20 protein-coding genes are annotated in these 25,838 nt (G+C 73.0%); 11 read left to right on the top strand and 9 right to left on the bottom strand.

Annotated features, from left to right (window positions below; translation table 11 throughout):
* Positions 1-86 precede the first annotated feature (86 nt).
* Positions 87-1,265, top strand: a complete 1,179-nt coding sequence (locus tag ACQEVJ_RS13115) for an FAD-dependent oxidoreductase (protein ID WP_433100583.1) — start codon at positions 87-89, stop codon at positions 1,263-1,265.
* A 152-nt stretch (positions 1,266-1,417) separates the two neighbouring features.
* On the opposite strand, the gene ACQEVJ_RS13110 is transcribed toward ACQEVJ_RS13115, so the two are convergent.
* Complete coding sequence (locus ACQEVJ_RS13110) at positions 1,418-2,104, bottom strand: SRPBCC family protein (RefSeq protein ID WP_433100581.1); 687 nt, start codon at positions 2,102-2,104, stop codon at positions 1,418-1,420.
* 292 nt (positions 2,105-2,396) lie between these two features.
* Here ACQEVJ_RS13110 and ACQEVJ_RS13105 point away from each other — a divergent pair, with 292 nt between their 5' ends.
* The 5 genes from ACQEVJ_RS13105 to ACQEVJ_RS13085 all read left to right on the top strand — a co-directional run bounded on the left by ACQEVJ_RS13105 (position 2,397) and on the right by ACQEVJ_RS13085 (position 7,045).
* Complete coding sequence (locus tag ACQEVJ_RS13105; RefSeq protein ID WP_433100579.1) at positions 2,397-3,461, top strand: alkene reductase; 1,065 nt, start codon at positions 2,397-2,399, stop codon at positions 3,459-3,461.
* Positions 3,462-3,984: 523 nt separating this feature from the next.
* Positions 3,985-5,454, top strand: coding sequence for a cytochrome ubiquinol oxidase subunit I (locus ACQEVJ_RS13100; protein ID WP_433100577.1), 1,470 nt, complete (start codon positions 3,985-3,987; stop codon positions 5,452-5,454).
* Positions 5,455-5,465: 11 nt separating this feature from the next.
* On the top strand, positions 5,466-6,377 hold the full coding sequence (gene cydB, locus ACQEVJ_RS13095; RefSeq protein ID WP_433100575.1) for a cytochrome d ubiquinol oxidase subunit II: 912 nt from the start codon (positions 5,466-5,468) through the stop codon (positions 6,375-6,377).
* A gap of 85 nt (positions 6,378-6,462) precedes the next feature.
* Entirely contained in the window at positions 6,463-6,735 is a 273-nt protein-coding gene (locus tag ACQEVJ_RS13090) for a hypothetical protein (RefSeq protein WP_433100573.1), read from the top strand.
* A complete protein-coding gene (locus ACQEVJ_RS13085) occupies positions 6,725-7,045 on the top strand; it encodes a hypothetical protein (protein ID WP_433100571.1) in 321 nt (106 codons plus the stop codon). The genes ACQEVJ_RS13090 and ACQEVJ_RS13085 overlap by 11 nt, the downstream gene beginning before the upstream one ends.
* A gap of 6 nt (positions 7,046-7,051) precedes the next feature.
* Here the strand turns inward: ACQEVJ_RS13085 and cutA are convergent, their stop codons facing one another.
* The 6 genes from cutA to ACQEVJ_RS13055 all read right to left on the bottom strand — a co-directional run bounded on the left by cutA (position 7,052) and on the right by ACQEVJ_RS13055 (position 14,338).
* The gene (gene cutA, locus ACQEVJ_RS13080; RefSeq protein ID WP_433100569.1) at positions 7,052-9,436 is read right to left on the bottom strand and encodes an aerobic carbon-monoxide dehydrogenase large subunit; all 2,385 of its coding nucleotides are present in this window, start codon (positions 9,434-9,436) and stop codon (positions 7,052-7,054) included.
* The gene (locus ACQEVJ_RS13075; RefSeq protein WP_433100567.1) at positions 9,433-9,930 is read right to left on the bottom strand and encodes a (2Fe-2S)-binding protein; all 498 of its coding nucleotides are present in this window, start codon (positions 9,928-9,930) and stop codon (positions 9,433-9,435) included. The genes cutA and ACQEVJ_RS13075 overlap by 4 nt, the downstream gene beginning before the upstream one ends.
* The gene (locus tag ACQEVJ_RS13070) at positions 9,927-10,802 is read right to left on the bottom strand and encodes an FAD binding domain-containing protein (RefSeq protein WP_433100565.1); all 876 of its coding nucleotides are present in this window, start codon (positions 10,800-10,802) and stop codon (positions 9,927-9,929) included. Before ACQEVJ_RS13070 ends, ACQEVJ_RS13075 begins: the two co-directional genes overlap by 4 nt.
* Positions 10,803-10,829: 27 nt before the next feature.
* Positions 10,830-12,212, bottom strand: coding sequence for a uracil-xanthine permease family protein (locus ACQEVJ_RS13065; RefSeq protein WP_433100563.1), 1,383 nt, complete (start codon positions 12,210-12,212; stop codon positions 10,830-10,832).
* 147 nt (positions 12,213-12,359) lie between these two features.
* A complete protein-coding gene (locus ACQEVJ_RS13060; protein WP_433100561.1) occupies positions 12,360-12,587 on the bottom strand; it encodes an RNA-binding S4 domain-containing protein in 228 nt (75 codons plus the stop codon).
* Between the two features lie 173 nt (positions 12,588-12,760).
* Entirely contained in the window at positions 12,761-14,338 is a 1,578-nt protein-coding gene (locus ACQEVJ_RS13055; protein WP_433112695.1) for a PucR family transcriptional regulator, read from the bottom strand.
* A 383-nt stretch (positions 14,339-14,721) separates the two neighbouring features.
* Here ACQEVJ_RS13055 and ACQEVJ_RS13050 point away from each other — a divergent pair, with 383 nt between their 5' ends.
* The 5 genes from ACQEVJ_RS13050 (at position 14,722) to ACQEVJ_RS13030 (ending at position 22,607) form a co-directional block, all read left to right on the top strand.
* Positions 14,722-15,627 (top strand): DUF2877 domain-containing protein, encoded by a 906-nt coding sequence (locus ACQEVJ_RS13050; RefSeq protein WP_433100559.1) that lies wholly within the window; start codon positions 14,722-14,724, stop codon positions 15,625-15,627.
* Positions 15,624-16,994, top strand: a complete 1,371-nt coding sequence (locus ACQEVJ_RS13045; RefSeq protein WP_433100557.1) for an FdrA family protein — start codon at positions 15,624-15,626, stop codon at positions 16,992-16,994. The genes ACQEVJ_RS13050 and ACQEVJ_RS13045 overlap by 4 nt, the downstream gene beginning before the upstream one ends.
* A 34-nt stretch (positions 16,995-17,028) precedes the next feature.
* On the top strand, positions 17,029-18,414 hold the full coding sequence (locus tag ACQEVJ_RS13040) for a DUF1116 domain-containing protein (protein ID WP_433100555.1): 1,386 nt from the start codon (positions 17,029-17,031) through the stop codon (positions 18,412-18,414).
* A gap of 152 nt (positions 18,415-18,566) precedes the next feature.
* The gene (locus ACQEVJ_RS13035) at positions 18,567-20,684 is read left to right on the top strand and encodes a protein kinase domain-containing protein (RefSeq protein WP_433100553.1); all 2,118 of its coding nucleotides are present in this window, start codon (positions 18,567-18,569) and stop codon (positions 20,682-20,684) included.
* Positions 20,685-20,900: 216 nt separating this feature from the next.
* The gene (locus ACQEVJ_RS13030; RefSeq protein WP_433100551.1) at positions 20,901-22,607 is read left to right on the top strand and encodes a protein kinase domain-containing protein; all 1,707 of its coding nucleotides are present in this window, start codon (positions 20,901-20,903) and stop codon (positions 22,605-22,607) included.
* A gap of 34 nt (positions 22,608-22,641) precedes the next feature.
* On the opposite strand, the gene ACQEVJ_RS13025 is transcribed toward ACQEVJ_RS13030, so the two are convergent.
* Together ACQEVJ_RS13025 and ACQEVJ_RS13020 are read right to left on the bottom strand one after the other, a co-directional pair.
* A complete protein-coding gene (locus tag ACQEVJ_RS13025) occupies positions 22,642-24,267 on the bottom strand; it encodes a bifunctional 3'-5' exonuclease/DNA polymerase (protein WP_433100549.1) in 1,626 nt (541 codons plus the stop codon).
* 59 nt (positions 24,268-24,326) lie between these two features.
* Positions 24,327-25,826: a metallophosphoesterase family protein gene (locus ACQEVJ_RS13020; RefSeq protein ID WP_433100547.1), complete on the bottom strand. Its 1,500-nt coding sequence runs from the start codon at positions 25,824-25,826 to the stop codon at positions 24,327-24,329.
* Between the last annotated feature and the right edge of the window lie 12 nt (positions 25,827-25,838).

Here is a 25,838-nt window from a genome sequence, read left to right as displayed (position 1 = left end):
ATGCGGATGGCCCGAAGATGGCAACGAATCGAGGATAACGGGTCTCCTCCCATGACGGTTCGGCACGTCAATCGACAGGAGGAGAAATGAAGAACGTCGCGATCATCGGCGGCGGTATCGCCGGCCCGGTCACCGCGCTGGCGCTGCGCAAGGCGGGCATCGACGCCACCATCTACGAGGCGTACCCCACCAGCGCCGACGGTGTCGGCGGATCGCTCGTCCTCGCCCCCAACGGCATGGCGGCGCTGGAAATCGTCGGTGTGGCCGAAGCGGTGCGGGCGGCCGCGCAGCCCGGCACGCGCTCGGTGATGACACTCGCCAATCGCACGCGCCTGGAGTTGCCCAGCCTGTCCCAGGTCGGGCCGCTGCACATGGTCCGGCGCGCCGACCTCTACGGGGCGCTTCACGACGAGGCCGTGAAGCAGGGCGTCAACGTCGAGTACGGCAGACGGCTCACCGGGGTCGAGGGCACCACAGCGGTCTTCGACGACGGCAGCCGGGCCCGGTTCGACATCCTGGTCGGCGCCGACGGCGTCCACTCGACCGTTCGCCGGCTCATCGATCCGGACGCGCCCGGCCCGAAGTGGACCGGGATGCTCGGCCTGGAAGGCGTGTCCTCGTACGAGGTACCCGAAGATCCGGAGACGATGGTCTTCGCCTTCGGCAGGCGCGGCTACTACCTCTACTGGCGCAACGCCGCAGGCGGCAGCACCTGGGGCGTCAACCTGCCCTACCACCGCCGCCTGTCCCTCGCCCAGGCCCGCGAGGTGCCGCGCGAGGAGTGGATGCGCATCCTGCGTGAGACGTACGGCGAGGACGTGCCCGGCGGTGATCTGCTCCGTCACACCCCGCTGACGTCGATGCAGGTGACGGGTGCGCTCTACATCATGCCCAGCGTCCCGCACTGGCATCGGGACCGGATGGTCCTGGTCGGCGACGCCGCCCACGCGCCGTCGAACAGCTCCGGACAGGGCGCGTCGCTCTCCATCGAGAGCGCCGTCCAGCTCGCCCGCTGCCTGCGGGACATCGAGGACGTACCGCGGGCGTTCGCCACGTACGAGCGGCTCCGCCGCACCCGGGTGGAGAAGGTGGCGGCACGCACCCACAAGATCAACCACGCCAAGACGCCGGGCCCTGTCATACAGAAGCTGATGCCGCTTCTCATGCCGCTGATGCTGAAGACGTTCATGAATCCGGACAAGACCGTGGGCCCGGAGCAGCGCTACCGCATCGACTGGGACACGCCCGTCGGCGCCCACTCCTAGGAGCCGAACTACACAGGCCGGTCCCGCTGAGGCGGCACCGGCCTGTCTGCGGAGCCCCCCGCGCCGCCGGCACGGTGTCCTATCCGCGGCGGCGCGTTTTCTACCCGCGGCTTCTCCCTGCGGCTTCTACCCGCGGCTTCTACCTGCGGCTTCTACCTGCGGCGGCCTTGGCGGCCGAGAAGCCAGCCGATGACGGCGCTGCCGAGCGCCACCCCGGCGCCCGCGCCGAACGCCGCGAGCATCGTCCAGGCCGGCACGCCCTGGCGGGGCGCGGCCGGGACCTCTCGCGTGAACACCCGCGGCGCGACCTCCCCGGTCACGGCCGCCGGCACCGCACGCTCCTCGCCGGGCGCCGCGACCGGCCCGGCCTCGGTGACGGCGGTCTCCGCGGATCCGGCGGTGACGGACAGCAGGTGCCGCTCGACGGCGGCGAAGAACTCCCCCGCGGTCTTCTTGGCGACCGAGGCGAGCATCCGCTGCCCCACGCCGCCGATCATGCCGCCGACGACGGCCTCGGCGTCGTAGTCGATCCGGGTGCCGCCCCCGGCGTCGCTGAGCCGTACGGCCACGGTCGCCTCGACCGTGCCGGGGGCGCCCTGCCCGCGCGCGCCGAGCGTGAACCGGTCCGGCTCCTCCTGGCCGCTCAGCGCCACCTCGCCCTGGTAGACGCCCTTGATCGAGGCGACTCCGGCGGTCACCGTCATCGCGTACACGTTCTCGCCGATCGTCTCCAGGCGCTCACAGCCGGGGATCGTCCGCACCAGGACGCCGGGGTCCTGGAGGGCGTCCCAGACCCGCTTGCGCTCCGCCGCGACCAGCGCGCTGCCTGAGACCTTCATGGGCCACCTCCGATGCCGAGCACCCTAGAGAATCACCCGTACGTCGAGAACGGCAAGATCTGCCCCGGCACGGCGCCGCGGTCGTGCAGAGTTCACATGCCCCGGCGGTGCGGCCGGCTACCGGAAGGCCGAGGCCGTCTCGGAGAGCGAGGACGGCGTACCGGCCCTCGCAGGCCTCACACCCGATCATCTCGCGCTTGCACATTGGTCGGCCAAGTTGTATGAGTATGGATTGGCCGACCAAGTTTGCTGACCAAGTTGGCGGGCCATCTATTGAGGAAAGGACACGATCATGCCGTTCACACCCTTCGAGCTGGGTTCCCTCCGGCTGCCGAATCGCCTCGTCATGGCGCCCATGACACGCTCCCGCGCGTACGTTGCCGGGGTCCCCTCTCCGCTGACCGCGCTCTATTACGCCCAGCGCGCCTCGGCGGGCCTGATCGTCACCGAGGGCGTCCAGCCCAGCTCCGCGGGACAGGGCTACATGAACACGCCGGGGCTGCACACCGACGATCAGGTGGCGGGGTGGCGTGAGGTGACCGGCGCCGTCCACGCGGCGGGCGGCAGGATCGTGGCCCAGATCATGCACGCGGGAGGGGTCGGCCACCCCGACAACACCGGCAGGCTGCCGGTCGCCCCCTCGGCCGTACGGGTCGGCGAGCAGATCTTCACGCCGGCGGGCCTCAAGGACACGCCGGTCGCCGTGGAGCTGTCCACCGCCGAGGTGGAGGCGACGGTCCACGACTTCGTCACCGCCGCGCGCCGCGCCGTTGAGGCCGGGTTCGACGGGGTCGAGTTGCACGGGGCCAACGGCTACCTCATCCACCAGTTCCTGTCCCAGAACGCCAACCTGCGCGACGACCGGTACGGCGGGTCGGTGGCCGGCCGGATCCGGTTCGCGGTGGAGACCGCCAGGGCCGTCGCGGAGGAGATCGGCCCCGAGCGGGTGGGCATCCGGCTGTCCCCTGTGAACGGCGCCCAGGGACTGGTCGAGGAGGACGCGCACGAGGTCTACCCCGCGCTGGTGTCCGCGCTCGCCGACCTCGACCTGGTCTACCTGCATCTTGTGGCGAGCGGGGACGGCGAGCTCGACGCGCGGATCCGCGACCTGTGGCCGAACGCCCTGGTCGTCAACGACCCCGCGGCGGCCGACCCCACGGCCGCCACGGAGAGACTGCTGGACTGGGGCGCCGACCTGGTCGCGCTGGGCAGGGCCTTCCTGTCCAACCCCGACCTGCCGCTGCGCCTGCGCGTCGGCGCGCCGCTGAACGAGGCCGACCTGAGCACCGCCTTCGGCGGCGACCACCGCGGCTACACCGACTACCCCCTGCTCGCCCTCCATCCCACCGCCGCATAGGGGCGAGCCAGGCGGGCGCCCGCGCCTCCCCGAAGCGGAGCGGCTCGGCGAACTGCCCGTTCGCCGAGCCGCCGTGCCCGGCGGTCCGGACGCCGTCCACCTCGCGCAGGAACACGATCAGTCCTCACCCCAGCCCCACGTCTCGGCCCACCCCTCCTTCGGCGAGCCGCCGGACCGTACACCCATCCACCGGTCCGGCCTTCGCGCCGTCAACCGCGCGGCGTACGAGCGAATCAGCCGCGCGGCGGACGCGGCACTTGTCATCGTTCGTCCATCCTTGATCCCGTGCCTCCCCAGGAGGCGCTCCCGGCGGGACGGGACCCTCGTCCCTGGCGACCGGGACGGTCCGACCGTGATCGTCGGTACTGCAAGCAATGGGAATCCGGGCACCGCGAAACGGGGTCCGGGCGGCACACCGCCCGGCTGTGACGAAGATCGCACTTCGCCGGGACCTAATGCTCTACAGCTTGTAGTACTACTGGACATAGAACTACAGGCCGTAGAGCTCTGGCGTGAGGGAGACATGGACGCGCTTGACCTGGCACGGTGGCAGTTCGGGGTGACCACCGTGTACCACTTTCTCTTCGTACCCCTGACGATCGGGCTGGGCGTCTACGTCGCCGGGCTCCAGACCGCCTGGCACCTGACGGGCAAGGAGCACTACCTCAGGCTCACGAAGTTCTTCGGCAAGCTCTTCCTGATCAACTTCGCCATGGGCGTGGTCACCGGCATCGTCCAGGAGTTCCAGTTCGGGATGAACTGGAGTGAGTACTCGACCTTCGTCGGGGACGTGTTCGGTGCGCCGCTGGCGCTGGAGGCGCTGCTCGCGTTCTTCCTGGAGTCGACGTTCCTCGGCCTGTGGATCTTCGGCTGGGACCGGCTGCCCAAGCGGATCCATCTCGCCTGCCTGTGGGCGGCCGTCATCGGCTCCAACCTGTCGGCGTACTTCATCCTCGCGGCCAACGCGTGGATGAAGCACCCGGTCGGCTACGAGGTCGTGGACGGCAGGGCCAGGATGACCGACCTGTGGGCGGTGCTGACCAACTCGACGGCCCTCGCCCAGGTGCCGCACGTCGTCGCCGCCTCGTTCGTCGTGGCGGGCGGGTTCGTCATCGCCGTCGCGGGCTACCGCATCCTGCGCGAGCGCGGCCTCGGCCTGCGTCCCGGCCGCCGGGCCCGTACGGCCGCCGGGGACGCCACCACGCCGATGCGTCGCCTCCCCGACATGTGGCGGACCAGCCTGCGCGCCGCGCTGGTCATGACGGCGATCGCGGGGGCCGTCGTCGCCGGCAGCGGCGACCTGTCCGGCCAGCTGCTGCGCGAGCAGCAGCCGATGAAGCTCGCCGCGGCGGAGGGCCTGCGCCACGACACCGCCGGAGCGCCGTTCTCGATCGCGCCCGGCGTCGAGGTGCCCGGCCTGCTCAGCCTGCTCGCCGCGCACGACCCCGGCGCGAAGATCCAGGGCGTCGACGACATCCAGGCGCGGTACGAGAAGACCTTCGGGCCGGCCGACTACACCCCGAACCTGCCGGTCGTCTTCTGGTCGTTCCGCGTGATGATCGGCTTCGGCATGGCCACGGTGGGCCTGTCCGCGCTCGGCCTGTGGCTGACCCGGCGGCCCCGGCGAGGGCGCGGCGGCACGGCGAAGCCGGTGCCCGACTGGTTCGCCCGCGTGTGCGTGCTGGCGCTCCCGCTGCCCGCAATCGCGATCATCTCGGGCTGGCTGCTCAGCGAGATCGGCCGTCAGCCGTGGACCGTCCAGGGCGAGCTCATGACGGCCGCCAGCGTGTCGCCCGGCGTCTCGCTCGGCGAGGTCGCGATCACCCTGGCGATCTTCACGGTCCTGTACGGCGTGCTTGCGCTGGCCGAGGGCGTGCTGCTGGTGCGGCACGTCAAGGCGGGCCCGGAGCTGCCGCCGGTCGAGAGCGCGCCCGCCGGCGCCGCTCCCGCCCGCCCCGACGAGGCGCGGCTCACGCCGACGCTCATGTACTGAGGAGCCACGAGATGACGACCTTCTGGTTCATCGTGATCGCGTTCCTCTGGACGGGTTACTTCGTCCTGGAGGGGTTCGACTTCGGCGTGGGCGCGCTGCTGCCGCTGCTGTCGCGGTCGGAGGCCGACCGCAGGCAGGTGCTGGCCACCATCGGGCCGGTCTGGGACGGCAACGAGGTGTGGCTGATCACTGCGATCGGGGCGATGTTCGCCGCCTTCCCGGCCTGGTACTCCGGCCTGCTGAGCGGCTTCTACCTGGCCGTCTTCCTCGTCATCGCCGGTCTGATCGTACGCGGCGTGGGCCTGGAGTGGCGGGGCAAGGTCCACTCCAGGCGCGAGGTCGCGCTGTGCGACGTCGGGATCGTCACCGGCAGCGTGCTGCCGGCGTTCCTGTGGGGCGCGATCTTCGGCAACCTGCTGTTCGGCACGGCGCTGGCGACCGTGCTCGGCGGCGCCCTGTCGCTGTCGGTGGCCGTGCTGCACGGCGCGGTGTTCGTGGCGCTCAAGACGACCGGCGGGGTCCGCGCCCGCGCCCGGCGCGCCGCGCTGCTCGCGGCGGTCGGCGCGGTGCCGGTCGCGCTCGCCACGCTGCCGTCCGTGCCCGGCAAGGGGCCGCTGTGGACGCTGGGCACGGCCCTGCTCGCCGCCGCGGCGCTGGCGGCCGGGGTGACGCTGGTGTGGGGCCGCCGGGAGGGCTGGGCCTTCACCGCCACCGCGACGGCGATCGCCGCGACGACCGCCACCGTCTTCGGCGTGCTGTGGACCGCTCCCCTGCCCGGGCTCACGCTGGCCGAGGCGGCCTCGGCGCCGTACACGCTGACCGTCCTCACCTGGATCGGCCTGATCGCCCTGCCGGGCGTCATCGCCTACCAGGCCTGGACCTACTGGGTCTTCCGCAAGCGCCTCACCGCCGAGGTCCTCTGATGGCAAGGTAGGAGCAGGCAGACATACCTGCCCATGTGGTAATACCTCAATGGTCAGAGAGGATCGGTCGGATAGACTCAGGGGCATGGCCACGGAGAAGACCGCTCTCAGCCTCGACCAAGGCGTTCTTTACGACATCCGCAGCATCGCCGCCGCCCGGAACATGTCGGTGTCGGCTCTGGTGAGCCAGGCACTGGCCGAGTGGATCGACATGGACGAGGACCGGCACTACGCGAACCTCGCCAACGACCCCGCAGCCCAGGAGGCGCTGGCACGGCGCGCCGAGCGCATCCGGGAGAACTCGGCCTGGCTCGCCGGGGAACGCCGCGCGGATCAGGAAGCCCTCAATGCCGACTGAGCCGGCCTTCGGCGACATCTGGCATGTGAACGCCGTACTCGGGCCGGAGCCGCGCCTGGTCATCTCGAGCAGGCGCCACCTTCGTGACGGGTCCGGGAACGTGCTGACCCTCCCGGTCTACCGGCGGGACGACACGATGGCAAAAGTCATCCACCCGCGCCGCCTGTTCACCGTCCCGGGGACCGGGGTCGCGGACCTCGGAGTGATAGAGACCCTCAACGCAGCGAGCCTGACCAAGCCCCACACGAAGATCGATCCGGGCTCCCATGAGGAGCTCGTCTTCCGGGTCGGTCAGATGATCGGGCCATGACAGTGGTCACCGTTCCAGGCGCAGGTGGTGGAGGTCGGAGGGGGAGACGGGCATCCGGGCGATCGTGATGCCCTCGGCGTCCTCGACCGCGGAGGCGATGACGGCCGAGACGGGGATGACCCCGGCCTCCCCCGCGCCCTTGATCCCGAGCGGGTTCAGCGGCGAGGGCGTCTCCAGGTGGGCCGTCTCGATGCGCGGCACCTCCGTGGCGTACGGCATCAGGAAGTCCATGAACGAGGCGTTCAGCAACTGGCCGTGCTCGTCGTAGACCATCTTCTCGTACAGCGCCCCGCCGACGCCCTGGGCGACCCCGCCGTGGATCTGGCCCTCGACGATCATCGGATTGATCAGCTTGCCGCAGTCGTGGACGACGGCGTAACGCAGGATCCTGATCTCCGCGGTGTCCGGGTCGGTCTCCACGATCGCCGCGTGCATGCCGGCCGCGAACGTGGACCTGATCGGCGAGTAGTAGTCCCGGCCCTCCAGTCCGGGCTCCTCCCCCTCCGCCACGGGCGGCCGGTCGTCTGAGGCGGGCCCGGCGAACTGGGTGGCCCGTTTGGCCTCCTCGTCGAAGGCGTACCGCAGCGGGTTGGACAGCACGGCGACGGTCGCCAGCGGGATCGACGCCGACGGCACGCCGGCGACGTGGACCATCCCGTCGGTGATCTCCAGGTCGCGCGGGTCGGCCTCCAGCGCCTCCGCCGCGATCCGCAGCGCCTTCTCCCTGACCTTGCGGCAGGCGAGCGCGATCGCGTTGCCGCTCATCACGGCCGCCCGTGAGGCGAAGGTGCCCACGGCGTACCCGAAGCGCCGGGTGTCGCCGGTGACGACCGACACCTTCTCGATGGGCACGCCGAGCTCGGTGGCCGCGATCTGCGCGAACACGGTCTCGTGCCCCTGCCCCTGGGAGGTCAGGCCGGTCGAGACGTGCACCCGGCCGTCGGAGGTGACCTGCACGTGCCCGCCCTCGTAGGGGCCGACGCCGGTGCCCTCGACGTAGCAGCCGACGCCGATGCCGATCCTGCGTCCCTCGGCCGCCGCGCGGGCCTTCGTCTCCGGGAAGGAGTCCCAGCCGATCAGCTCCTTGAGCATGCGCAGCGCCTCGGGGTAGTCGCCGCTGTCGTAGATCAGCGGGCGCCCGTCCTGGAACGTCATGCCCTGGTCGTACGGGAACTCGTCCGGCTGGATGAAGTTGGCCGCGCGGACCTCCGTACGGTCCCTCCCGAGGTGGGCGGCGATGCGGTCCATCGTCCGCTCCATGCAGAACACGCCTTGCGGGCGGCCCGCGCCCCGGTAGGGCGTGACCTGCACGGTGTTGGTGTAGATCGAGGAGAACTCGACCCGGTACGCCCCCACCTTGTACGGCCCGAGCAGCTGCGTCGAGGTGATGATCGGCACGATGATCCCGTACGGCGTGTAGGCGCCGTGGTCGTGCAGGATCTCGACCTCCAGGCCGAGGACACGGCCCTCGTCGTCGAACCCGACCCGCACGTGCTGGACCTGGCCGCGCTCGTGTGACGACGAGACGAAGTGCTCGCGCCGGTCCTCGGTCCACTTCATCTCGCGGTTCAGCAGCCGGGCCGCCCACGGCACGAGGACCTCCTCCGGCCACGGATGCACGATCTTCACGCCGAACCCGCCGCCGACGTCGGGCGCGATCACCTCGACCTTGGGCAGCGGCAGCCCGAGCTTGGCCGCGAGGGCCATCCGCACGCTCGTGGACGTCTGCGTGGAGGAGTAGACGCGCAACGACTCGTCGTCGGCGTCCCAGCGGGCGTACACGCCCTTCCCCTCCAGGGGCGTGCACGCGCTGCGCTCGACGTCCAGCCGGAACTCCAGCCGGTGCGGCGCCGCGTCCACGGCCTCCCGCGCGGCCACGCCGCCCGGTCCCGGCACCTCCTGGACGAGGTGGGCGCCGACGTTGCCCGGCACGTCCTCGTGCACGAGATGAACGCCGCGCACGGCCTCCTCGATGCCCACGACCGGCTTGAGGATCTCGTAGTCCACCCGGATCAGGGCGCAGGCGTCCTCGGCGAGGTAGCGGTCGCGGGCGACGACCATCACGACGGGCTCGCCGACGTGCCGGACGATCTCCCGGGCCAGCGGGTACGCCGTACGGCCGTGGGTGAGCGCGGGGTGCGGGATCAGCAGCGGCAGCGGCTCGGCCAGCGCGCCCGGCAGGTCCTCCCAGGTATAGATCGCGACCAGGCCTTCGACGTCGAGGGCGGCCGACACGTCGATGTCGAGGATCCGCGCGTGGGCGTGCGGCGACCTGACGAAGGCGGCCGCCAGCGCGTTCGCCCCCAGGTCGTCGAGGTAGCGCCCCTGACCCGTGATGAGCCGGGCGTCCTCGCGCCGCCGGACCGGCTCGCCGAACAGCCTGGTGGTCATGCCCCGCCCTCCTCCGCCTGGATCTCCGCAGCGCGATGGACCGCCTTGAGGATGTTCTGGTAGCCGGTGCACCGGCACAGGTTGCCCGCCACGGCCTCCAGCGCCTCCTCCTCGGACGGGGCGGGGTTGTCCCGCAGGAACGCGGTGACCGTGCACAGGAACCCCGGCGTGCAGAACCCGCACTGCAGGGCGTGGCACTCGGTGAAGGCACGCTGGACCGGCGACAGTTCGCCGCCGCGCGCCAGCCCCTCCACCGTCGTGATCTCATGGCCGTCCACCGTGACGGCGAACGTCAGGCACGACCGCACCGGCTCGCCGTCCAGCAGCACCGTGCAGGCGCCGCAGACACCGTGTTCGCAGCCCACGTGGGTGCCGGTGAGTCCGAGGTCGTGGCGCAGGCAGTCGGACAGCAGCCGCCGCCCGGGCACCGTCGCCTCCCGCACGACCCCGTTGACCGTCAGCGTCACCCGGTGGCGCGTCTCCGGCTCGGTCACGGCTCCTCCCCCCGGGCCGCGCGAGCGGCCTCCTGTAGCGCCCGTACGGCGAGCACCCCGGTGAGGTGCCGCCGGTAGTCCGCCGTCGCGTGGATGTCGCCCTCCGGCTCGATCCGGTCCCGTACGGCTTCCGCCACGGCCTCCCAGTCGACGGAGGCGGCCGGGCGCGGGCCGCACGCCGCGGTCACGTCCACGACCACCGGGACCGGTCCCACGCTCACGCAGGCGAGGCGGGCGGCGGCGATCCGGAAGTCCTCGTCCAGCGTGACGGCGGCGGCCACCCCGGCCACCGCGTAGTCGCCGTGCCGCCGCGCCACCTCGTGGAAGGCCGTGCCCGACCGCCGGGGCAGCGCAGGGAAGAACGCCGACACGGCCAGTTCGCCGGGCCGCAACGCCGACTCCATCGGACCGGTGAAGAACTCCGCGGCCGGCACCTCCCGCTCCCCGCCCCGGCTCGCCAGCCGTACGGACCCGCCGAGCAGGGCGAGCACGGCGGGCATCTCGGCGGCGGGGTCGGCGTGCACGAGGCTGCCCACCACCGTGCCACGGTTGCGGATCACGGGATGGGCGACCAGCCGCAGCGCCTGCCGCAGCAGCGGCTGCGCGGCGGCGGCCTCCGGCGAGCGCTCCACGGCGGCGTGGCGGGCCAGGGCCCCGACGCGTACGCCCGACGGCCCGGCCTCGATCCCGCCCAGGCCGGGCACGCGGTTCACGTCGACGATGTGGGCGGGCGCGGCCAGCCGCATGTTGAGCAGCGGGATCAGGCTCTGGCCGCCCGCCAGCACCTTCCCGTCGGGCCCGGCCTCGGCGAGGACGTCGAGCGCCTCGCCGAGGGTGGCCGGGCCGTGGTAGCCGAACGGGGGCGGCTTCACCGCGTACGCATCCGCGGCGCGGGCCGTTCAGACGGCCGTGTCGCGTTCGAGCCCGATCTCCCCACCCGTGACCTCCTTCGCTGGTCTGCCCGCGATGGCGCGGAGCAGGTGATAGCCGGCGAGCACCACGATCGTGCCGAGCGCGATCCCGGCGAGCGAGAAGTCGCCGGTGATCTGGTGGGTGACCGGCCCGATCGCGAGGATGATCCCCGCGCCGATCGGCACCATGTTGACCGGGTCGGCGAAGTCCACCCGGTTCTCCACCCAGATCTTCGCGCCGAGCAACCCGATCATGCCGTACAGGATGACCGTGACGCCGCCGAGCACGCCGCCGGGCGTGGCGGCGACCAGCGCGCCGAACTTGGGGCACAGGCCGAACAGGATCGCGATGACCGCGGCGATGTAGTAGGCGGCCGTCGAGTAGACGCGCGTGGCGGCCATGACGCCGATGTTCTCGGCGTACGTCGTGGTGGGCGAGCCGCCGACGGCGGTCGCGACCGCGGTGCCGACGCCGTCGGCGATGATCGCCTTGCCCATCTGGGGATCGACGTCGGCGCCGGTCATCTGGCCCACGGCCTTGACGTGGCCGACGTTCTCCGCGATCAGGGCGATCACGGCGGGCAGCACGACTAGCACGGCCGACGCCTGGAACGACGGCGCGTGGAAGTGCGGCAGCCCGATCCAGTCGGCGTCGGCGACGGCCTGGAAGCTCACCCGGGGATGCGTGTCGATCTTCCCGGTGCCGGCGTTGTAAGCGGTGATGTTCCCGAGGACCTTGTCCGCGAGCCAGGACACCACGAACCCGAAGACCAGCCCGAGCAGCACGCCGATCCGGCCGAGGAAGCCGCGGAACAGCACGATGAACACGAACGTCGCGGTCATCGTGATCAGCGCGATCCACGGGTCCTGCGGCCAGTAGACGTCGGCCACGACGTACGCCAGGCCGAAGCCGATCAGCATGACCACCGCGCCGGTCACGACCGGCGGGAAGACGCGGTGGATGATCTGCACGCCGAGCACGTGGATCGCCACGCCGCACAGGGCGAGCACCAGGCCGGCGACGAGGATCGCGCCGGTCACGACCTGGTCGGCCGCCGGGGTGTCGCCGCCGAACGCCGCCCGCACCGCCACCACGCCGCCGACGAACGACGCCGACGTGCCCAGGTAGCTGGGGATCCGCCCCTGGGTGAAGAGCAGGAACAGGATCGTCGCGACGCCCGACATCATCACGGCCGTGTTCGGGTCCAGTCCCATGACGAGGGGGAACACGAAGGTCGCGCCGAACATGGCGATCACGTGCTGGGCGCCGATGCCGACCATGCGCGGCCAGCTCAGCCTCTCGTCGGGTTTGACGACCTCCCCGGGGGCCAGCCCTCGCCCGTCGCCGTGCATCGTCCATCTGAAAGCCATATGCGCCCCTCTTGGTACTGGGCCGTGGGCCGGTCGGCCACCCCGCAGGCGTCCCTCCGCGGCGCTTCTAGACCGTTTGGGGCACTTTAGGACTGGCGTGCGCGACAGACATGGGCATGATCTGCCAAAGCGGCGAGCTCCGGGGCGTCATACCACGCGGATCGTGTACCCCTCGCCGGTGACGACCTGGCCCGCCCGGATTTTGCATGCCTTGCGCAGCTCCACGCGTCCGTCGACGCGCACCCCGCCCTCCGCGACGAGGTGCTTGGCCGCGCCGCCGCTGTCGGTGATCTGGCAGAACTTGAGGAGATCGCAGAGCGGGATGTAGTCGCCGTCCAGCTCGAAGGTGATCGCTGGGGCCTTCGCGTCGTTCACGCCGCCAGCTTAGGGAGTCAGGGAGTGTCCCGCAGATCTCGCCGTAGCGAGGATCGGCCAGGGGGTGCGTCGCAAGGCGGAGGAGCCCATAGCGGAGCTATGGGCGACGACGACAACGCGGCGAGGCGCCGCCTCGGGCGACCGCAGTAGGCGAAAGATCTAAGGGACACGACCTAGATGCCCCTCATGCGCAGCACGTGCAGGGCGAGGGTGAGATTGAGCCGCAGGTGCGCGTCCTCGGTGAAGTTGCCCAGCAGGCGCTCCAGCTTCCCGATGCGGTAGCGCAGGGTGTTGTAGTGGAAGTGCAGCCGGCGCGCGGTCTCGGCGACGTTGAGGTTGGTCTCCAGCAGCGCCTGCAGGGTGCGGCGCAGGTCGGCGTTCTCCGCGTCGTCGTCGCCCGCCAGCGGGCCCAGGGTCTCGCGGACGAAGGCGTGCAGCTCGTCGGTGTCGTTCACCAGTGACAGCAACCGGTAGACCCCCAGCTCGTCGAAGTGGGCGACCGCGCCCGCCCCGTGGAGCTGGCGGCCCACCCGGGCGGCCTTCAGCGCCTGGCCGTACGCGCCGGGCAGGGCGTCCACGCCGGAGGCGACCCGGCTGAGGCCGGTGGAGAACGTGCCGTCGGAGACGGCGGCGAGCGCGTCCCTGGCCACCTTGGCCGGGTCGGCCGCCGCCCCGACGATCGCCACGACCTCGTGGGAGAAGCCGGCGACCGCGCCGCGCGGGTCGTGCTTGCGCACCGACGCCTGCCACGCCGCCAGCATGCGGTCCTGGACCGGCCGTTCCTCGGCGTCCGGGTCGATCTCGGCGACCAGCACGCTCACCGGTCGCTCCAGGTCCCAGCCGAACGCCTGGGCGCGCTCGGCCACCCGCAGCCCGCCCCTGCCGGTGAGCACGTCGCGCAGGAAGTCGGCGCGGTACTTGCTCTCGACGGCGGTGACCGCCTCCTGCTTGGTGATCACCAGCGCGGCGACGGTCGCGGCGCGCTCCAGGATGCCGATGTCGCTGGAGGTCAGCGTGCCGTGGGCGCTGTAGGCCGCGATCCTCCCGTGGTGGTGCCCGCCCGCGACGATCGGCACCGCCGTGTAGTGCCCGTCCCCGCCCGCGGGCGTGGCCGCAGACGTCCGCGCGAGGGCCCCGTTGATCTCCCGCAACCGCGCCACCTGCGCGGACTCCCCGGCGGCCGCGAGGAGATGGCCGGTGGCGTCGGTCGCCCCCACGGCCACCTGCAGCAGCCCGGCCACCTCCGCCGTGACCTCCCGCATCCCGCCTCCGGCCAGCACGATCTGCACGAGCGCCCGGTGCGCCTCCTCCGTGCGGGCGAGGATCGCGGCCTGCCGGTTGAGGATGTCGGTGAGCACCTGGTTGAGGATGTCGTCGAAGCCCACGTCGTTGGGCAGCAGGATCAGCGGGAAGCCCAGCCGGTCGGCCTGCTCGACCATCTCCCCCGGGAGCTCGTCCAGGTAGCGGCCCAGCTTGATCGCCAAAGCGGCGAGGCCGCGCTCGTCCAGGTCGGCCACGAGCCGGTCGAGCGACTGCGGCGTGTTGCGCAGCGGGTAGCCCGTGGTGAGCAGCAGCTCGTGCGGCTTCACCCAGGCGAGGATGTCGGGCACCTCCATCACGTTGAGGCGCTGCACGATGCGGTCGAGGCCGCCCCGCCCGGCGATCAGGCGGGCGTCCGCCAGCGTCGAGACCCCGAGCACCTCGCCCACCGACACGCCGTGGAGGATCGTTCCAGTGCTCGCCAGGCGCATGGCGGGCGGGGCCGGGTCGTTCTGCAATGCCGTCTCCGAGAATGCCGTCACCGGGGGTCGCGACGCCCTCGGGTCATTGGTCGCTCACCCTCCTCGTTCGCTACGCGGGCCGCTCGTACCTCGCGGACCACTCCGCTCACTGCGTCGGGCTCGCTCCCGGTCATGGTCGCTCACCCTCCTCGTTCGCTACGCGGGCCGCTCGTACCTCGCGGACCACTCCGCTCACTGCGTCGGGCTCGCTCCGGGGACGTCTCAGGCCGATTGTGCCCGACACCGGTCCTGTCAGGAAGAGCCAAGCATTCGGCCGACTGTTGGCATCTTTCTCCGTACGGAGGGGGGAAACCGGGCCTTAGCGTCGGCAGCGACTGGCTTCGGGAGGTCCGGTGAGTGTTGGCACGCGCCCGAGAGGGCGGCGGGCGGCGACGCCCCCGTCCCGCCCCCCGGCGGCCCCCGCCTACGTGAGCGGCGCCGCGAGCGTGGCCCTACGGCCCGCGCTTGAGGCGCCCCGCCGCCCGGCCAGGGTGCTCGCGGCCTTTCCCCTCGCGCTCTACCTGGAGATCAGGAGCGAGACCGAGCCGCACGTCATCGCCGTGGTCACGGGCGAGGCCACCCGCCTGCCCAACGCCGTGGTGCTCCCGGAACGCCTCGACGGGGTGTCGGCGGGCGACGACGCCTGGGTCGGCGAGGGCTCCGTCGAGGTCGGCGGCGTGTCGATCTGCGTGCGCCGCTGGTGGGACCCCGCTCCCCCGCTCGGCCCCGCCGACGCCGCACGGCTCGCGCCCGCCCTCGGCCTGCTCGGCCGTGCCCGCGCGGCCTCGCCCCGGCGGCCGGGCCTGGACCCGGACGGCGCCCCTGCGCTGCTCGAGCGCGGCTGCCGGGCCGGTTCGCTGGTGGAGAGCATCACCGCGGCAGAGCGGCTGATCGGCCTCGGCCCGGGGCTGACGCCGAGCGGCGACGACATGCTCGCCGGCCTGCTGGTCGCGCTGCGGCACCTCGGCGCGGCGGCAGGGGTGCCGCGCGCCGTCTGGCTGGCCGACTGGCTCGCCGCGGCGGTCACCTACGACGCACGCACCCGGACCACGCCCATCTCGGCCACCCTGCTGCACTGCGCCGCGAGGGGCGAGGTGAGCCCGGAGGTCACCGGGGTGCTGCGCGGCGTGGCCGGGCACCAGCCGCTGGAGCCCGCCGTGCACCGCCTGCTCCGCCTCGGCCACACCTCGGGCGCCGATCTGGCGTGGGGCGTGCAGATCGGCCTGTCCGCCGTCCTCGCCCATCGGGAGGGCCAGTGACCGACCCTGTGAACGACCTGGTCGAGGTGCGCCCCGGGGTCTACCGCGACTCTGTGACCCTGATGCGGGTGAGCCGCGCGCTCACCGAAAGGCCCGGAGTGACCGTCGCCGTCGTCGCGATGGCCACCGAGCTCAACCTGGGCCTCGCCCGCGATCTCGGCTTCGCGGTGCCGCCCGCGACGCCGGGAGACCTGCTGGTGGCGGTCCGGGCCGCCTCGCCGGCGGAGCTGGAGGACGCCGCCGCCGAACTGGAGCGACAGCTCGCCGCACGGGCGCCGGCGAGCGGGACGCGGGGCGAGGCGCCGCCGCGCACCACCCGGTCGGCGGCGCGGGCCTTCGAGGCGAGCCTGGCGCTGGTGAGCGTGCCGGGCGAGCACGCCTTCGCCGAGGCGCTCGACGCCGTGGAGGCCGGGCTCTCCGTGATGATCTTCAGCGACAACATGACGGTGGAGCAGGAGATCCTGCTCAAGGACCGGGCACGGGCCGAGGGCGTGCTCGTGATGGGGCCCGACTGCGGCACAGCGGTCGTGGGCGGGGCCGGCCTGGGCTTCGCCAACGTCCTGCGCCCCGGGCCCGTCGGCGTCGTGGCCGCCTCGGGGACCGGCGCCCAGCAGGTGACCAGCCTGCTCGACCTCGCCGGCGTCGGCGTGTCCCACGTGCTCGGCGTGGGCGGCAGGGACCTGTCCGCCGAGGTGGGCGGGCGCTCGGCCGTGCAGGCGCTGCGCGCGCTCGACGAGGACCCCGCGACCGAGCTGATCGTGCTGGTCTCCAAGCCCCCCGCGCCCGAGGTGGCCCGTGCCGTGCGGGACCTCGACCTGGCGACGCCGGTCGTCGCCGCGCTGCTCGGGCCGGGGCAGGACGACCTGACCACCGCCGCGGAGAAGGTGCTGCGCGCCCTCGGCCGCGACGTGCCCGAGTGGCCCTCCTGGCCCGCCCCCGCGAACCGGCCGGAAGCGGCGGCCCTGCGGGGGCTCTACGCCGGCGGCACACTGTGCGCGGAGGCGGCCCTCGTCGCAGGCGCCGGCGAGTTCACCGACTTCGGCGACGACTCCTACACCCGGGGCCGGGCCCATCCCATGATCGACCCGGCGCTGCGCCTGGAGGCGCTGCGCGGCGTCGCCTCCGGCGTCGTGCTGATGGACGTCGTGCTCGGGCACGGCGCCGACCCCGACCCGTCCTCCTGGCTCGCGCCCGCGATCCGCGACGCGGTGGCCAGGGGCGTGGACGTGGTCGTGGCCGTCGTCGGCACCGACGGCGACCCGCAGGGACTGCGCGCCCAGGCCGCCCGGCTGAACGAGGCCGGGGCGGCGGTCTTCACCTCCAACGCCGCGGCCGCCCGGCACGCCCGCCTCCTGGTGGGCGGGTGACGGGCGTGACCGCGCCGACCCGGATCGGAGCCCGATGACCCTCTCCATGCTGTACGGCGAGCCGCGCGTCATCACCGTGGGCGCGCAGGTGCTGGGCGAGGCGCTGGACCGGCAGGCCGTGCCGCGGCGGGAGGTCGACTGGCGGCCGCCGCTGCCGGGCACCTCCACGGCCCTCGCGCGGGTGCTCGCCGACCCCCGGCGCGAGAGCGCCAACGCCACCGCCGTCGGGAGGATGCTGTCGGCCCGGCCCATGCTGACCGGCGTACGTCCGGCGCGTGCGGTCCTCGGCCTGGAGGCCGGGGAGTTCTTCCACGCCGGTCCGCCGATCACCTGGGAGCGCGCCTCCGGCCCCATGCGGGGGGCGCTCGTCGGGGCGATGCTGTTCGAGGGCCTGGCGGCCACCCCCGAGGAGGCGGAGGACCGCCTGGCCTCCGGTGCGGGGATCACCCTCGACTCCTGCCACCACCACCGCACGGTCGGCCCCATGGCGGGGGTGGTCAGCCCGTCCATGTGGATGCTGGAGGTCGCCGACGCCGAACACGGCGGCACGGCCTACTGCTCGCTGAACGAGGGGCTGGGCAAGGTCCTGCGCTACGGCGCTTACGGGCCCGAGGTGATCGAGCGGCTGCGCTGGATGGGCGAGGTGCTCGGGCCTGCGCTGGCGGCGGCGTTGGAGCGGTGCGGCCCCCTCGACCTGCGCACCCTCATCGCCCAGGCGCTGCAGATGGGCGACGAACTGCACAACCGCAACCGCGCCGCGACGTCCCTGCTGGTGCGCGAGATCGCGCCGGCGGTCGTGGAGGCGGCCCCGGACCGCGCTGCCGAGGTGCTGCGATTCATCAATGGAAATGATCATTTCTTCCTGAACGCGGGAATGGCGGCGGCGAAAGTCAGCGCCGACGCGGCGCGCGGCGTGCCTGGATCCAGCCTGGTCGTGGCGATGGCGCGCAATGGAACCGATTTCGGAATACAGGTGTCGGGCCTCGGCGACCGGTGGTTCACCGGCCCCGCGGGGGTGCCCGACGGCCTGTACCTCGGCGGGTACGGCCCGGACGACGCCAACCCCGACATCGGCGACTCCACCATCACCGAGACGGCGGGACTGGGCGGCTTCGCCATGGCGGCGGCCCCCGCGATCGTCCGGTTCGTCGGCGGCGAGGTGTCCGACGCCGTGGCGGCCACGACCTCGATGTACGAGATCACGATGGCCGAGCACCCGGTGTACCAGATCCCGGGGCTGGGCTTCCGCGGCACGCCGGCCGGCATCGACGTCGCCCTCGTGGCCAGGACCGGTCTGCTGCCCGTCGTGAACACCGGAATCGCGGGGAGGATCGCCGGAACCGGGCAGGTGGGAGCGGGTCTGGTCAGCCCTCCGGCCGGGGCCTTCACGGCCGCCCTCGACGCCCTGGGCGACGCGTGAATTCCCTTTGACCGTCATCAGACCGTAATATCGTCGTCAACCTCAGATATCCGATGCAATTCGCACGGTCCGTTCGGGGGATCTTGCGGAGCGAGCGTGAATTGGGGACCTTATCTATGACGACCGATCGCCTGCTCGGTATGGTCCCCCCTATGCCAGAGGGCCAGGGACCTGTGGGCCGCGTCTCCGCGGGGGGCGCCCCCGAAGGGCAGGGACGTCTCGTCGGCCGGCGCTACCGGCTGCTGTCCCCGGTGGGCCGCGGCGGCATGGGGATGGTGTGGCACGCCCACGACGTGCTGCTGGACCGGGACGTCGCGGTCAAGGAACTGCTCCTGCCGTTCGGGCTCGACAACGCCGGCGCGCAGACCGCCCACCGGCGCATGCTGCGTGAGGCGCGCTCGGCCGCCCGGCTCAGCCACCCCGGCATCGTCACCGTCCACGACGTCGTCGAGGAGGACGGGCGGCCGTGGATCGTCATGGAGCTCGTCCGCGCCTGGTCCCTTGAACAGGCCGTACGGCAGAGCGGGCCGCTGCCGGTCGTGCAGGCCGCCGAGATCGGCATCCGGGTGCTCGACGCGCTGCGTCACGCCCACGCCGCGGGCATCCTTCACCGGGACGTGAAGCCCGGCAACGTGCTGCTCACCGCCGACCGCGTGGTGCTCACCGACTTCGGCATCGCCGCCATCGAGGGCGACGTCACGATCACCCAGACCGGGCTGCTCATGGGCTCGCCCGCCTACATCCCGCCGGAGCGCCTGCAGGGCCGCCCGATCACCCACGCCGCCGACCTGTGGTCCTTCGGCGCGACGCTGTACGCCGCCGTGGAGGGCCGCCCGCCGTACGAGGGGCCGGACGCGGTCGCCGTGCTCGGCGCGGTGCTGACGCAGGAGCCCAGCCGGCCGCGCCGGGCGGGCGCGCTGCTGCCGGTCATCGAGGGCCTGCTCCGCAAGAACCCGGCCGACCGTCTTCCGGCCGCGCAGGTCGCGGAGATGCTGGAGCGGGTGCTGCACAGCCACGGCGCCGGGCTGCCCGGCCGCGCGGGCACGCCGACGTTGGTGCCGACCCCGCAGGACTCCACGCCCGCGGGGTTGCTGCCGCCGCTCGACATCCCCTCGGGGCCGCTGCCCTCGCGCATCATCGAGACGCCCTCGGGGCCGGTCCGCGTGCCGCTCACGGCCGAGAACCTGCCCGCGGGCGGGGCGACCCCGTCCGGCGTCGCCGCGCCCCGTCCCGGAGAGCACGGTCCCGTGGAGCCCCGTGCCGGGGAGCCGCGGCCCGCCGACCTCGCGTACGAGCCTCCGGGCGCGTTCGGGCCCGTGACCGCCTTCGGGCAGACTCCTTCCTTCGACACGGGCTTCGACCCGCTGTCGTCCCCCTCGGGGTCGACGCACGCGCCGGAGCGGCCGAAGGAGGCCATGTGGCCGACGCCCACGCCCGGCGACATGCCCGGGGACCTGGGCGGGACGCCGCAGCCGCCGCACCGGCCCGGGCAGCACGCGGCGCCCCAGCAGCAGCCGGCCGCCGTTTCACCGCAAGCCGTCTCGCCGCAGCCCGGCGACTCCGGGCCGGGCGCGGACGCCACGGGCCCGCACCGGCCCGGGGTGGGGCGCAGGCGCAAGGAGCGGGCCGACGCGGTCCCCGACGGCGAGGGCCGGTCGAAGCTCCTGCTCGCCGTCGCCGCCGCGGCCGTGGTCGCGGTGATCGTCGCGATCGTGTTCGTGCTGCTGCCGAGCGGCCCTGACGACGAGGCCGTGGTCTCCCAGCAGGACGGCAGGTCGGCCGCCTCCGCGGCGCCCACCGGCACCGCCAGGCCGACCGCTCGCCCGCTGTCGGCCGTACGCGTGCCCGAGGGCTACCGCATGGCGACGCAGGGCGGGGTGTCGGTGGCGGTGCCGAAGGACTGGACCGCCGCGACCGACGACGGGGCCGTCAGGCTCACGGGCCCGAAGGACAGCGGGCAGAGCATCACGATCAAGAGGATCCCGGACGGCAGCCTGGCGGCGCTGCGGTCCGCCGAGCAGAACCTGGACATCAAGGACTTCACCGACTACACCCAGGTCCAGCTGCGTCAGGTGAACTACCGCTACCCCGCGGCCGACTGGGAGTACACCTACACCAACACCAGCGAGGTCACCGTCCACGCGGTCATCCGCTACCTGGAGACGGGCGGACGCGCCTACGCGATCATGTTCGCCTCGCCCGACTTCGACTGGAACGAGTCCGCCGCACCGGTGCGGCAGGCCCTCTGGAACACCTTCCGCCCCGCCTGACGCCCGGACCTCGCCGGGGATCCGGGTGCGGGCCGGAGGCGCGGATCCGCGCCGAGGTGACCGGGACGCCGGCCTCGCGGGCGTGCCGGTCGCGCGGCAGCGCGTGCCTCACCCCGGCACCGGCACCGGCACCGGCGCCTGGCGACCTGTTCGCCGCACCTTTGGAGAGAATGTCCTGATCGACCACGCGTGAATCCCGGGTTCCAAGGAGTGCCGGTGCGGACCTTCGAGTCGCTGCGGGAGGGCGATCCGCGGCAGGTGGGCCCCTTCCGGATCGAGGCACGCCTGGGCGAGGGCGGGATGGGCTGCGTGTATCTCGGGCGTTCGCGGAGCGGACGGGCCGTCGCGGTGAAGGTGGTGCGGCCCGAGTTGGCCGGCGACCCCGACTTCCGCCGCAGGTTCGACCGCGAGGTCGCCACGGCCCGCAAGGTCAACGGCTTCTTCACGGCCGGAGTGGTCGACGCCGACCCACACGGGTCACCACCGTGGCTCGCGACGGCGTACGTGCCGGGCATGTCGTTGGAAGACGCCGTGGACGAGCACGGGCCGTGGCCGGAGGAGTCCGTCCTGGCCCTGGCCGCGGGGCTGGCCGAGGCGCTGGAGTCGATCCACGCGGCCGGGGTCGTCCACCGGGACCTCAAGCCGTCGAACGTGCTGCTGGCCGGGGACGGCCCCCGCGTCATCGACTTCGGCATCTCCCTGGCCACCGATGGCGGCTCGCTGACGAAGACCGGCATCACCATGGGAAGCCCCGGGTTCATGTCCCCGGAGCAGCTCAAGGGCACCCGGGTCGGACCGGCGAGCGACGTGTTCTGCCTGGGGCTGGTGCTGGCGTTCGCCGCGACGGGCACCGGGCCGTTCGGACAGGGGTCCTGGCAGGGGCTCTGGTATCGCATCGTGCACGAGGAGCCCGCCCTTGACGCGCTGCCGCCCACGGTGCGCACGCTGGTCGCGCGGTGCCTGGCCAAGGAACCCGAGGGGCGGCCGACCGTGTCGGCCGTGCTGAACGAGCTGGCCGGCGACGGCCATGACTTCGCCTCGCCCGTCCAGCAGAGCAGGTGGCTTCCCCCGACCGTGGCGCAGGCGGTGCGTACGCGCGTCGCTCCGACACGCGCCTTCACCGCGTCACCGGAGCCGCCGCGCTCGCTGCTGTTCGACGGGCCCGGCCCTGGGGTGTCCGGCCCGCCGGGCCCACGGATGCCGGGAGCGCCGGGGGCGCCGCATCCGTACATGGCCGGCGCGCCCGGGGGTCCCCTGGCGGGCGGAGGACCGGGCCCTCAGGTGGTCACGCCCGGACCCCGGCCGGCCTTTCCCGCGCCGAACCCCCCGTACTTCCACCCCGCTCCCCACCCGGCGGGGCCCGCGCGCCGCCCGGCGAGGCCGTACGGGCCGCCGGCGCGTCCCGCACCCGGGCCAAAGCCCAGGCGGTACCCCGCCTGGCTGCGGCGGACCACGCGCGCCTGGGCGGTCCTCTGCGGGCTCCTCATGGCCGTCGCCGCCGTGTGCGAGGTCGGCATGGGCATCTCCGCCACGCCGAGACGGATTTCCGGCGACGGTTCTCCGCTGACCGTCGCGCTGAATCCCGCGCTGAAGCCGGCGATCTACATCTCCGACGCGTCACCCGATCCGCGCTGCGAGGTCGAGAACGGCCGTGGGCGGAACGCCAGGCTCGCCCGGCCGGCGACGAGCTACCGGCCGTTCGCCACGGGCGCCGTGAAGTGGCGACTGCTCTACGAGATCCGCGCGCCGAAGACGGACACCTACAAGGTGACGTGCTCCGGCGACGACACCGTGTTCGGTGTCGGAGCGGCGCCCTCGGCCAACCTCCGGAACGGCACCGTCGCCGCCGTGGCACTCCTGGTGTTCCTCGCCGTCTTCGGAGCGCCGGCCCTGCTGGTGGCCGCTTTCATCACCCGGAAATGACGTCCGGCTCCCTGAGCCGTAAGCGTGCCCTCGGTCACTTGGCGTCGGCGTAGCAGGTGACGGCCACCGCCTCCATCGGGAAGCGGACCGCGGTGTCGCCGAACAGCAGCCGGGTCGCCTCGTCCGCCGCGTGGCCCACGGCCTCGCGGACCTCGCCCGCCAGGTCGAGCGGGCAGTGCACCATCACCTCGTCGTGCTGGAAGAACACCAGCCGCGCCGGGTCCGGCAGGATCCCGCGCAGCACCGCGAGGAGCGTCAGCGCCCACTCGGCCGCCGTGGCCTGCACGACGAAGTTGCGGGTGAACCTTCCCCGGTCCCTGGCGGCTCGGGCGCCCTCCGGACCGGCCACCAGGCGCCGCCACCGCTCCGACGGGGGCGGGCAGGTGCGGCCCAGCCACGAGCGGACCAGCCGCCCCTCCTCCCCCGCACGGGCCGCGTCCTCCACGAACGCGTACGCCTTGGGGAACCGCTGCCGCATGACGGCCAGCAGCTTGGAGGCGTCGCCGCTGGTCCCGCCGTACATCGCGGACAGCATGGCGATCTTGGCCGACTCGCGCACCCCGCCGAACGCCTGGGCCAGCGCGGCGTACAGGTCGATCTCCCCGGCCGCCCGCGCGAGCCCCCGGTCGCCGGACAGCGCGGCCAGCACCCGGGGTTCGAGCTGCGCGGCGTCGGCGGCCACGAGCGTCCAGCCGTCGTCGGCCACCACGACCCTGCGCATCACCTTGGGGATCTGCAGCGCGCCGCCGCCACTGGTGGCCCACCGGCCGCTCACCACCCCGCCCACGACGTACTCGGGCCGGAAGCGGTCGCCGCTGACCCACTGATCGGCCCAGATCCAGCCGTGGGAGCTGTACAGACGGGCCAGTTCCTTGTACGCCAGCAGCGGCGCGACGGCCGGGTGATCGACCGTCTTCAGCACGCGGGAGCGGGTGGACGGGATCTCGATCCCCGCGGTCTTGAACGCCCGGACGATCTGCTGCGGGGAGTCGGGGTTGATGAGGTGGCCGATGGCGGCCGACACCTCGTCGGCCAGTGCCTGCAGCTTCGCGGGCCGCATGCCGTGGGCGGGGCGGGGCCCGAGCAGATCGGTCAGCAGTTCGTCGTGGACGTTCTCGCGCCAGGGCATGCCGTCGTGGCCCATCTCCGCGGCGATCAGCGCACCGGCCGCCTCGGCGGCGACGAGCAGGCGGAACCGCCCGGGATCGGGCGTACGCGCGACGCGGCGGCGCTGGTCCTCGAACACCTCGGCGACCATGTCGGCCTCGGGCACGCCATGCCTGGGCGGCGCCGGGTCGAACAGGCTCGCCTGCGTGCCGCCCGCCAGATGCGCCTCAGACGCGTCGTGGGGGTCGTCGGGCACCGGGAGGCCGTGCAGGCGCGCGTAGGCCGCCTGGACCTGTCTGGGCTCCCCGTAGCGCCCGTCGGCCGCCAGCAGCAGGTTCTCGGTCAGCGCGACGTCGTGGCAGCGCGACAGCCGTACGCCGGCGGACAGGAGCGCCGGGTAGACGCGGCGCGCGTCCGCCCACACCCAGCGGGGCCGCTCGGCGGCCTCCAGCGAGCGCACGGCCGCCGCGAGATCGGAGACCCGGCTCGCCGGTCCGTCGAGGGGCTTCAGGATGCCGCCCCCCTCGGCGTCGGCCGCCACCACAACGTGCACCCCACCAGCGTGCCAGACGCCACCGACAGTTCCCCCGCCGGACCGCCGGGGCGCCGGGGTCAAAGCGGGATCTCGACCTCGTCCTCCAGCGGGGGCTCCTCCTCCTGGGGCAGGCAGCCCGTGGCGGCGAAGCAGCGCACCCGGAGCGTGTCCCCGGTGACCGACAGGTGGAGGAAGCTCTTGAAGAAGGGCGGGGTGTCCCAGTCGGACAGTTCGGAGATGTACCGGTGGAAGACCCGCCCCACGGGCAGGCGGAACGGCATCGGCCAGCCGCCGAGCAGCCGGGCCGCCCACTTCACCCTTGCGCCGATCGGCGCCCCGGGCGTGGGCCGGGGCGGGGTGTTGCCGATCCGCCGCGACATCAGGGCCAGCCCCTCCTCCGGGGTGATGTAGAGCCCGCGCAGCCGCAGCCTCCTGCTGTAGAGCAGGCTGTAGAAGGACAGCGAGTCGCCGCGCAGCGGATAGCACTTGAAGTCGTCCTCGTGGACGCCACCGGCGTCCACCCGGGGAATCGTGTGCGTGGCGTGCATGAACGCCCCGCCGCCCCCGGACACGACGTACTGGATGAGCCGTCCCTCCGCCCGGACCGGGTAGCGCTGGTAGTTGTGCACGTCGCCGCCGATGGCCGCGACGTAGTTGTGCGCCGGGTCGCGGACCACGTCGTCCACGGTGCCGCCGCCCTCGATCTCGCACGGGTGGTAGGCGTTGTTGACGTAGATCGGCTTGCCGGTGATCAGGATCTTGGGCCGGGGGTCCGCGGAGACCCGGCGCAGCCACTCGCCCTGCTCGCGGTCGAGCGTGCCCTTGATCCCGGTGTCGATGCCGACGAGCAGGAGGCGGCCGGCGTCGATCACCCAGTAGGGCCCCGGCAGCGCCGGGCCCGGGTTGGGACGCATCTTCCTGGCCTCGGCGAGGGCGTCGTCGTCGATCGTCTCGGGCTTCTTCCACAGCAGCCCGCGCAGCCCGTCCGGCGACAGCCGGAACCCTCTCCGTTCGGCCGAAAGGGGGTGCGCGTCGCAGAACACCCGCATGAAGCCGCCGAGCCCGTCGTACCAGTCGTGGTTGCCGGGCACGGCGAAGATCGGGGCCGGGTAGTCCTTGTACGGCCGGAAGAACTTGTCGCCGTACTCGTTGCCCGACCCGGTCGGGTAGATCACGTCGCTCGCGATGACGGCGAACGAGGTGTCCGCGCCGAGCTTGAGCAGCCCCGGCACCACCGCGTACTGCGAGGCGTCGCCCTCGCCGGTGTCGCCGAGCACCAGGAACGAGAACTCCTCCCCCAGGTCGAGCCTGATGCGGAAGTCTGGGTCGGCGCCGCGGTCGCGCTGGGCCGCCACCCAGCGGCTGCGCACCTGTGGCGAGGGGTCGCCGAACAGCTGGGCGAGGACCTCGTTGCGGGACCGCCACAGCGTCGCGGGGTTCAGCCAGGTGAAGGAGTTCCGGTTGGGCCGCAGCGCGTCGAACGTGCCGATCTGCGTGCAGTCCCAGCCCGCTCCGGCCTGCGAGACCCGTGACGAGACCTGCTTCCCCCGCGCGGCGGCCGCGCCCACATCGACCATGGGAACAATCTT

It is taken from the genome of Microbispora sp. CA-102843 (genome assembly GCF_050936215.1).
Lineage (GTDB): Bacteria > Actinomycetota > Actinomycetes > Streptosporangiales > Streptosporangiaceae > Microbispora.
Note: the sequence above shows the minus strand (reverse complement) of the source record. Positions and strands in the feature narration are given on the sequence as shown.